The organism is Mesorhizobium sp. M5C.F.Ca.IN.020.32.2.1 (assembly GCF_004023105.1).
Taxonomy (GTDB): Bacteria; Pseudomonadota; Alphaproteobacteria; order Rhizobiales; family Rhizobiaceae; genus Mesorhizobium; species Mesorhizobium wenxiniae.
Genome location: NZ_RZSX01000170.1, coordinates 1 through 9,023 on the forward strand (window position 1 = coordinate 1; position 9,023 = coordinate 9,023).

Below are 9,023 nucleotides of genomic sequence, written 5' to 3' on the forward strand. Positions count from 1 at the left end.
GGGACAAAGGTGATGGCTGACGAGAACGAGCTTGTCGGTCACCAGTCTGCCCGTCTCCGGGATGCCGGCGATCTTGCAGATTTCATGTTTCATGGCAGTGTCTTCCGATTATCGATGCAACTGCATCTATATAGATGCATCCGCATTAACCGTCAAGCTTGATGCAATTGCATCTATCACCTATGCTGCAAGCATGACGGAGAAAACCAGTCCTTCGCCCGCTGCCATCAAAGCCTGGGCGCGCCTGATGCGCGTTTCGCGCCAGCTGATGGAAAGATCTGAAGACGCGCTGAAGGACAGCAGCTTACCGCCGCTTGCCTGGTACGATGTGCTGCATGAGCTTGCCGAAGCGGGCGAGGGCGGCTTGCGGCCATTCCAGCTCATCGAGCGCACATTGTTTGCGCAATACAACATCTCCCGGCTGTTGGCGCGGCTCGAAGCGGACGGGCTGGTCGAGAAGCTCAGGGTTGCCGATGACGGGCGGGGACAGACTATCCGCATTACGGGGAAGGGGCGCGAGACGCGCCGCCGCATGTGGGCCGTCTACGGACGATCGATCGCGGAACCGGTCGGCGTCAGGCTTTCAGATGATGATCTCGACACCTTGTCGGCTCTGCTTGGGCGGCTGCGCCATCCAGCCGCCTTGGAGTAATGTGGCCTTTTGGCGCTGAAAAATCGTTGCAGCGACGTCAGACACTTCCCCACAGGAATGCCAGTGCCGCCAGCACGCCAAGCATGACGCGAACCAGATGCAGATTGCCCCATTTGACGATCAACGCCCGGGCTTGCGGGTTGGCGGCGGCCGCGTCCATCGCCTCCAGCAGTCGATTTGTCGGCATCATTGCGATCAGCGTCCATGGCCAGGGCAGGATGATCAGCACCGCCCCGACCAGATAGGCGAGATTGCCGGTCTGCCACCAGGCAATGACACCAAGAACACAGGCAACGACGGCGATCGACGCCTGCATAGCGGCGCCGCGTTTGTAGGAGGGCTGCCATTCCTGCAGCAGTGCCCTGTCATCGAGACGAAGCCGCGCCGGCTGCTCGGCAACGCTGACATAGATGGCGGCGCCCGCGAAAGCGGCGGTAACGGTCAATGCAAGCAGACCGACAAGCATCTTCCCTCCGTGACATGCCGTTTCAGTGGGGCCGTTCCAGTGGAGGCCGTCCGGCCTGGAATGCGTCAAAATGCGGAGATAGGGCTTGCACCGGGTCCGACAATACGTCATAGACAAGCCGAACCGTAACGTACGGTACGGCCCTGGCTGCCGCCGTTATCGAGCAGGAAAACAGCTTGTTGCAGGCAATCGTCGACGTCGACACCGGCGAAGCGCTGACGGGGCGGCAGAAAGCCGTGCTCGACGCCGCACTTCGCCTGCTGGTCGAGGAGGGCGATCAGTTGACCATGACCGCCGTGGCGCGGCGGGCGAGCTGTTCCAAGGAGACGCTCTACAAATGGTTCGGCGATCGCGACGGGCTGTTGACGGCAACGGTGCAATGGCAGGCCTCCAAGGTGCGGGTGGTGCCGGTCGACGGCAAGGGGCTTACCCTTGCTTCGCTGACGGTGAGCCTCGCACGCTTCGCTTCGGACTGGCTCAAGGTGATTTCGAGCGACACATCGATCGCGCTGAACCGCGTCGCCATTGGCCGTGCTGGCTCGGGGAACGACGATCTTGGCGCCATCGTGCTGGAGAACGGCCGCTTCGCGCTGGCCCGGCGCCTGAAGCCGGTGCTGGAGGCCGGCCGGCAGGCCGGGCTTCTCGAGTTCTCGGATGCCGAAACGGCATTCCGCACCTTTTTCGGGCTGGTCGCCCGTGACGTGCAGATCCGCCTGCTGCTCGGCGACCGGCTGGAACTGACTGATGCGGCAATCGGCGGCGATGCCGTCCGGGCGACGCAGCAGTTTCTCGCTCTTTACGGAGCAAAAACCGGGCCGCAAGGCCCCCTAGAGCCGGATGATTTCAGGTCAACTCGACCTGAAATCTGAATCCGGCTCTAAATCAAAGAGATAGAGCATGATGTTGTCCGAAAACCGCTTCACACTTTTCGGCATCATGCTCTGAATTCAAAAACGGGAAGGAAGAAAAATGCGTGTCTATTACGATCGCGACGCCGATCTCAATCTGATCAAGGGCAAGAAGGTCGCCATCATCGGCTATGGCAGCCAAGGCAGGGCGCATGCGCTCAATCTCAAGGATTCCGGCGTCAAGGACATCGCCATCGGGCTCAAGGCCGGATCGGCAACCGCCCAAAAGGTCGAGGCCGACGGGCTCAAGGTGATGAGCGTGGCGGAGGCCGCCAAATGGGCCGACCTGATGATGATGGCGACGCCAGACGAGCTGCAGGCCGACATCTACAAATCCGAGATCGCGCCGAACATCCGCGACGGCGCGGCGATCGCCTTCGCTCACGGCCTGAACGTGCACTTTGGCCTGATCGAGCCGAAGGCCTCGGTCGACGTGGTCATGATCGCGCCAAAGGGGCCTGGCCACACGGTGCGCGGCGAATACCAGAAGGGCGGCGGCGTGCCGTGCCTGGTCGCGGTCAACCAGGATGCTTCGGGCAATGCGCTCGACCTCGCTCTGTCCTATGCCTGCGGCGTCGGCGGCGGCCGTTCGGGCATCATCGAGACCAATTTCCGTGAGGAATGCGAAACCGACCTGTTCGGCGAGCAGGTTGTGCTGTGCGGCGGCCTGGTCGAGCTGATCCGGGCCGGTTTCGAGACGCTGGTGGAAGCCGGCTACGCGCCGGAAATGGCCTATTTCGAGTGCCTGCACGAGGTCAAACTGATCGTCGATCTGATCTATGAGGGCGGCATCGCCAACATGAACTACTCGATCTCGAACACTGCCGAATGGGGCGAATATGTTTCGGGCCCGCGCATCATCACCGCCGAGACCAAGGCCGAGATGAAGCGCGTGCTGAAGGATATCCAGACCGGCAAGTTCACCTCGGAATGGATGCAGGAATACCGCGCCGGCATGTCGCGCTTCAAGGGCATCCGCCGCAACAACGACAGCCATCAGATCGAGGAAGTCGGCGCCAAGCTGCGCGCGATGATGCCGTGGATTTCGAAAAACAAGTTGGTCGACAAGGCCAAGAACTGATCCGCAATTTCATCTTTGCGTAAGAGCCGGCGGAGCGATCCGCCGGCCCACGGTGCGAGGCCTTTGGGCCTGTGGGCCTCCGCCTCTATCTTACTTGCCGGGGCTGCACTGCTCGTCGGGGTATTCTAGGAGATTTTTCTCTCGCCTAACTTCGTCGACTGCTTAGAGGGCGCCGTTCAGGGGATTTAGCCGTAGTGCCAGTGGGGCTTTGGCTCGGTGCCGGTGAACATGATGCCGATGCGGTCCTCGCGGCGCCAGCGGACCACTGCCTTGTAGGCGATGCCGTCGGTCGGCACATAGAGCAGGAATTCGTCGGGCACGCGCGCGTCGATCGAGACCTTCAGTTCGGCGCCGCCGTCATGCATGTTGCGCACCGTGCAGGTGACCTCGGACCTGGTTATGCCGGTCAGGATCGTTGCGCCCTTGAAGACGCGCTGCCTGCGTTTGTCCCGGTTTTCCTCTTCAGCCATCGCGCATAATCCCTGGTGCGATCGGCAAGATAGTTAGGCCCGCCTGATAAACATAGCGTTATCATCGGCGGCGAAAACGATTTCGCGGTGCCCTGGCCGGGCGGAGTACAAGAGAACGATTGTGTAGACGAAAACGGCGCCGCGCGGCGCGGCGCCGTCTGGAGTTCATCAGTCGCTCCGCTCAGCTGTAAGGCGACCAGCACTGCTGGCGCGGACCGCCATAGGGCTGGAATGTGTTGTCCCAGGCGCGATACGACCGGTAGCGGTCGTAGCACCAGCGGACATGGGCGCTGGAAAGCCTTTGTGTGCGATACTGACGCCGAGGCGGGTAATAGCCCGGCCCATAGTAGCTCGGCCCGCTGTAATAGTTGTAGGCGGGCAGCCCGAGGCCGAGGCCGAAAAAGATCGCGGAATCGTTGAAATGACGGCGATGATGACGACGGTGGCGCCAGCGCCAGCCATCGTCGCGATCACGCCATCTCCAGGCTTCGTCGCGACCGCGCCATCTCCGATGATCGCCGCCGCCCCGCCACTCCCGGGTGCCGTGCCGATTGCGCCAGCGCCATTCGCTCAGCATCCGCCTGTCGTTGCCGCCGGCCCAACTCTCGCGGACCGGCACAATGTCGGGGGCGACGGCGTTGGCCGGCACCGGAAGGACAGGGTTGGCAATTGGGCCGGCAAGCGAGGGAGCCGTCAGGCCGGCCAGAAGACCCAGCGCCAGCAGCCCGGATCTGACAGAAAGAGAAAAGAGCGGTTTCATTGCACTCTCCAAGAAATTTCAGGCCCCACGCCCGAATTCCCCGAGGAAGAATGTCATTCATGGAACTTCGCGCCTGAACGGAGGATGAACGGAAAGGTTCCGTCAACCATGACGGGCAGGGCAGGCCCTTGTTTTCGGGCGCGCTTGTGGGCAAAGGTCACCGCCATGTCACTGCGCCTCGCCACCTTCAATGTCGAGAACCTGATGAACAGGTTCGATTTTTCCGGATACCGCAACCAGCTCAACGAAGATCGCACGCTGGCGCTCTTCGACATCCAGAGCGAGGCCGAATACAAGATGCTGGAGCAGGCGCGGGCGATTGCGCAATCTGACGATACGCGCCAGCTGACGGCATTGGCTATCGCGGCTACCCGCGCCGACATCATCTGCATGCAGGAGGTCGACAATATCGAGGCGCTGAAGGCTTTCGAATACGGTTATCTGTTCAAGATGGTCGGGCATGGCTACCGCCAGAAATACACTACCGCCGGCAACGATTCGCGCGGCATCGACGTCGCCGTGATGATGCGCAACGAGACCGCTCAGGGTCAGCCGATCGAATTCGTGCGCATGACAAGCCACGCCTATGTCACGTTCGAACAATTCGGCCTGCACACGCCGGAACTGGCAGCGCTTGGGCATCAGGCAAACCAGCGCATCTTCCGGCGCGACTGCCTGGAGATCGACCTGACCGTCGGTCGCGTGCCGCTGACGCTCTATCTGGTGCACTTCAAGTCGATGGGCTCGCCCCGCAACGGTGTCGACGGGCGCCAGGCGACAATGCCGCTGCGCATCGCCGAGGCGCAAGCGGTGCGCCGGATCATCGAGGAGCGTTTCGGTGGGGATCACGCCGCCGACAAGTACTGGGCGATCTGCGGCGACATGAACGATTATCGGCAGCGCGTGAAGATCTCCGGCGACGCCTTTGACGGCTACCGCTTCGAGGTGATCGATGAGAGCCAGTCCTGCCTCAACGTGCTCACCGCCAGCGGCTTTTGCGAGAATGCGGTCGAGCGGCGCCCGGAGATGGATCGTTGGACCTTATACCATACGCGCGGACCGCAAGAACGGCATCTGTGCCAGCTCGACTACATCCTGTTGTCGAAGGCACTGGCAGCCAAGAACGCGACGGCCGTTCCCGACATCATCCGCAACGGCCAGCCCTGGCGCACGATCTTTCCGGCGGGCCAGGAGGTGGACCGCTTTCCGCGTGCCGGCTGGGATCGGCCGAAAGCGTCGGATCATTGTCCGGTGGCGATCACCCTTGAAATGGCCTGAGGATCGCTCCGTTGAGCTTCGACCTGCCGCGCAACATCATCCTGCCGGTCGACGCCGTCGACGTCAGGCTCGAACCCGGCCCGCATCCGTTCGAACGCGATAATGCGCAAGCGATCGCCGAGAATTGGCGGCGCGAGACCGCAGCCAATCCGGCGTTGTTCGACGGCACCGTGGTGCTGCTTTCGGCGCTCAGCTATCGCGATAACAGCCTCGTGGGCCGCTGCCATGCGGTGCGCTACTCGGCCTTCATGCTTTGGCGCGGCAACCGGCAGGTGGCTGGGGCCGAGCACGCCTATGCCCATGCCATGCTGGTCGCCGGCGACAACGCGCTGGTAGCGATCCGCATGGCGTCGCACACGGTCAATGCCGGCCGCGTCTACTTCGCCGCCGGCTCGTTCGAGCCAACCGATTTCCGCGACGGCCTTGTCGATGTCGACTTCAACATGATCCGCGAGGTGCGGGAAGAAACCGGCCTCGACCTTGCCGGCGTGACACGCGGCAGGCGCTACTATGCCCTGTCGACGGCAACCGGCACCGTGATCTTTCGCCGCTATCGCGAGACGGCATCCGCCGACGAGGTCGCGCAGCGCATCAGTGCCTTTGTCGCCGCCGAAGCAGAGCCGGAAATCGACGGGCCTGTTATCATCCGCAATGCCGATGACCTGCCGGACGGGCTGATGCCGCATATGAAGCCACTGATCGAGTGGCATTTTGCCGGCAAGGACTGACGCATCGGCCCGAAATCGGAAAGCACCATGCAAAGATTAAAAGTGTTAGAGCGTACTTTGTGCGTCCAAGTGGACGCAGGTCGCTCTAACGACGCATTTTGTTTTCGATGGCTTTGCGGTCGTTGCGGGCGGCGACGAAAAACAGCATGACGCCGATCCCCAGCAGCGCACCCATCGCCGTTCCCATCATCTGACCAACAACCTGCTGGAAATCGGCGGTGACATGATCGGGGTTGGCCATGCCATAGCTGGCCAAGTACCACCAAAGGCCCGCCAATGCGGCCTCGATGATCACCGTCACCAGAATCACACGCTCTTTCTTGCTCATCCCACTATTCCCCCATATCCCCAAGGCGATTGCTACCACCGCGGATTGTTTCGCGACAGGGGGAGGCGACGGCAGCGTCAAAATTTTGGGGGACATCTGAAGGCGGCGCGCGCTCCGCCGCGCTATTCATGCCTCAGCGCGTCGATCGGATCGAGCCGCGCGCCACGGAGCGCCGGGAAGAAACCGAACACCATGCCGATCAGCGCCGAGAAACCGACTGCGAGCAGGATTACCGCCGGGCTTGGCGCGAAGGGGATGGTCAGCGTCAGCGAGGCGAGGCCGGCCAGCGCCAGGCCGATCAGGATGCCGATGATGCCGCCGAGCAGCGACAGCACGGTCGCCTCGACCAGGAACTGGATGAGGATGTGCTTTTCATGCGCGCCGATGGCCAGCCGGATGCCGATCTCGCGGGTGCGCTCGGTGACCGACACCAGCATGATGTTCATGATGCCGATGCCGCCGACCAACAGGCTGACGCCGGCGACCGCACCCAGCATGCCAGTCATCGTCGTGGTGGCGCTCGCCATGGCGTCGGCGATCTGGGTCATGTCGCGTATCGAGAAATCGTCTTCGCGGTCGGGCGTGATGCGGCGTGTGTCGCGCAAGATGTCCTCGACGCGCGGCAGCAGCTCGGTCGGCGGCGTCCGGTCGTCTGCGGCGACGTAAATCGAGTCGATGTCGCGGTTGCCGGCGATGCGGCGCTGATAGGCGGCGAGCGGCATCAATACGACATTGTCCTGGTCCTGGCCGAAGCCGGTATAGCCCTTCGGCTCGAGCAGGCCGATGATCTTGCAGGATGTGCGATTGACGCGAATGATCTCGCCTTCGGGGTCGCCTGCGCCGAAAAACTGCTGGCGCACCGTTTCGCCGATCAGGCAAACGCCGGTACCCGAGCGGGTCTCCGAATCGCTGAACGGGCGGCCTGAAACCAGCTTCCAGTCGCGCGCAACGAGATAGGCGCTATCAGTGCCGGTGACACCCGATGTCAGGCTCTCGGTGCCGAAGATGACGCGGACCTGCTTTTGCGAGGCAGGTGAAATGGCGCGGGCGCCGCTCAGATGGGTGACGAGCGCGGCAAGGTCCTTTTGGGCAAGCGGACGGACCACCTGGTCGAGCCCTCCCGGTCCGCCGGGTCCGGCTGGGCGGCCGGAACGGACGACAAGCAGATTGCTGCCGAGCTTGGAGATATCGGCCTTTACCTTTTCGGTGGTGCCCGAGCCGATGGTGAGCATGGCGATGACGGCGGCGACGCCGATGACGATGCCGAGCAGCGTCAGGAACGAGCGCGGCACGTTGCGGCGGACCGACAGCAGCGAGAGGCGGACAGTTTCCCAGATCACGGTTACACCACCTCAAGGTTCATGGTGTCGGATGCGACATGTCCGTCGAGGAAGCGGATTGTGCGCTCGGCATAACCGGCGACGTCGGCCTCGTGCGTGACCATGGCGATGGTGAGGCCAAGCTCGGTGTTCAGCCTGGTCAAGAGTTCCATGATCTCGTGGGTGCGGGCGGTGTCGAGATTGCCGGTCGGCTCGTCGGCCACGAGCAGGGTCGGCCTGGTGACAATGGCGCGCGCGATCGCCACGCGCTGCTGCTGGCCGCCGGAAAGCTCGGCCGGCGTGTGGTGCTCGCGGCCGATAAGGCCGACCTCGGCCAGCGCTTTCATTGCGAGGTCATGACGCTCGCGGGCGGCAACGCCGCGATAGATCAGCGGCAATTCGACATTCTCCACCGCCGTGGTGCGCGGCAGGAGATTGTAGCCCTGAAAGACGAAGCCGACATAGAGGTTGCGCAGCATGGCGCGGCGGTTGCGGTCGAGACGGCCAGCATCGATGCCCATGAAGCTGTAGGTTCCGGCCGTCGGCGTGTCGAGGCAGCCGATGATGTTCATTGCCGTCGACTTGCCGGAGCCGGACGGTCCCATGATGGCGACGAATTCGCTGCTGCGGATAGCAAGGTCCACACCAGCCAGCGCATGGACCGTGGCCTCGCCCTGGCCATAGCTTTTCCAGACCTCGTCGAAGGTGATGAGCAGCGAGCCTGACATGATTTCAGCTCCGCTGCTGCGCTGCGGTGATGACGTGCGCGCCTTCTTCGAGGCCGGAGGTGATCTCGGTCAGTTCGCCATCGGTGGAGCCGACCTTGACGCTGACCGGCCGAGGCCGGCCGTTCTCCAGCACGTAGAGCGTGCGCGAGCCGTCGGTAGGCTGCGACGTCGCCAGGCGCTGGCGGTTGCCGCCTGGACGGCCCATGCGGCCCGTGAACAGGTCGCTCAGGCTCCACGCGCGGGCGGCTGTTTGCGCCGGCCGATAGCGAAAGGCGATCGCCGGCACTGTGAGCACGCCCTTGGCC

At 62.9% G+C, this 9,023-nt stretch carries 11 protein-coding genes and 1 pseudogene; 5 read left to right on the top strand and 7 right to left on the bottom strand.

Going from position 1 to position 9,023, the window contains the following annotated elements:
• The first annotated feature begins 193 nt into the window (after positions 1-193).
• Positions 194-652: a MarR family winged helix-turn-helix transcriptional regulator gene (locus EOA86_RS11230; RefSeq protein WP_128341678.1), complete on the top strand. Its 459-nt coding sequence runs from the start codon at positions 194-196 to the stop codon at positions 650-652.
• Between the two features lie 37 nt (positions 653-689).
• Here EOA86_RS11230 and EOA86_RS11235 read toward each other — a convergent pair whose 3' ends face one another.
• Entirely contained in the window at positions 690-1,118 is a 429-nt protein-coding gene (locus EOA86_RS11235; protein ID WP_065012332.1) for a DUF1772 domain-containing protein, read from the bottom strand.
• 176 nt (positions 1,119-1,294) lie between these two features.
• Here EOA86_RS11235 and EOA86_RS11240 point away from each other — a divergent pair, with 176 nt between their 5' ends.
• Both EOA86_RS11240 and ilvC read left to right on the top strand, forming a co-directional pair.
• On the top strand, positions 1,295-1,987 hold the full coding sequence (locus EOA86_RS11240) for a TetR/AcrR family transcriptional regulator (protein WP_164891681.1): 693 nt from the start codon (positions 1,295-1,297) through the stop codon (positions 1,985-1,987).
• A gap of 100 nt (positions 1,988-2,087) precedes the next feature.
• Positions 2,088-3,107, top strand: a complete 1,020-nt coding sequence (gene ilvC, locus EOA86_RS11245; RefSeq protein WP_065012330.1) for a ketol-acid reductoisomerase — start codon at positions 2,088-2,090, stop codon at positions 3,105-3,107.
• Between the two features lie 185 nt (positions 3,108-3,292).
• On the opposite strand, the gene EOA86_RS11250 is transcribed toward ilvC, so the two are convergent.
• Together EOA86_RS11250 and EOA86_RS11255 are read right to left on the bottom strand one after the other, a co-directional pair.
• Positions 3,293-3,577, bottom strand: a complete 285-nt coding sequence (locus tag EOA86_RS11250; RefSeq protein ID WP_127209387.1) for a PilZ domain-containing protein — start codon at positions 3,575-3,577, stop codon at positions 3,293-3,295.
• A gap of 181 nt (positions 3,578-3,758) precedes the next feature.
• Positions 3,759-4,337: a BA14K family protein gene (locus EOA86_RS11255; protein ID WP_127209388.1), complete on the bottom strand. Its 579-nt coding sequence runs from the start codon at positions 4,335-4,337 to the stop codon at positions 3,759-3,761.
• Positions 4,338-4,502: 165 nt separating this feature from the next.
• Here EOA86_RS11255 and EOA86_RS11260 point away from each other — a divergent pair, with 165 nt between their 5' ends.
• Together EOA86_RS11260 and EOA86_RS11265 are read left to right on the top strand one after the other, a co-directional pair.
• Positions 4,503-5,615 (top strand): endonuclease/exonuclease/phosphatase family protein, encoded by a 1,113-nt coding sequence (locus EOA86_RS11260; protein ID WP_128341682.1) that lies wholly within the window; start codon positions 4,503-4,505, stop codon positions 5,613-5,615.
• An 11-nt stretch (positions 5,616-5,626) separates the two neighbouring features.
• Positions 5,627-6,343, top strand: a complete 717-nt coding sequence (locus EOA86_RS11265) for a hypothetical protein (protein ID WP_128341684.1) — start codon at positions 5,627-5,629, stop codon at positions 6,341-6,343.
• An 85-nt stretch (positions 6,344-6,428) separates the two neighbouring features.
• On the opposite strand, the gene EOA86_RS11270 is transcribed toward EOA86_RS11265, so the two are convergent.
• The 4 genes and pseudogenes from EOA86_RS11270 to EOA86_RS11285 all read right to left on the bottom strand — a co-directional run.
• Complete coding sequence (locus tag EOA86_RS11270) at positions 6,429-6,671, bottom strand: hypothetical protein (RefSeq protein WP_128341686.1); 243 nt, start codon at positions 6,669-6,671, stop codon at positions 6,429-6,431.
• Between the two features lie 122 nt (positions 6,672-6,793).
• Positions 6,794-8,011 (bottom strand): ABC transporter permease, encoded by a 1,218-nt coding sequence (locus EOA86_RS11275; protein WP_128341688.1) that lies wholly within the window; start codon positions 8,009-8,011, stop codon positions 6,794-6,796.
• A 2-nt stretch (positions 8,012-8,013) separates the two neighbouring features.
• Positions 8,014-8,721, bottom strand: a complete 708-nt coding sequence (locus tag EOA86_RS11280; protein WP_127209392.1) for an ABC transporter ATP-binding protein — start codon at positions 8,719-8,721, stop codon at positions 8,014-8,016.
• A gap of 1 nt (position 8,722) precedes the next feature.
• Positions 8,723-9,023 (bottom strand): annotated as a pseudogene (locus tag EOA86_RS11285) (efflux RND transporter periplasmic adaptor subunit); the annotation flags it as partial.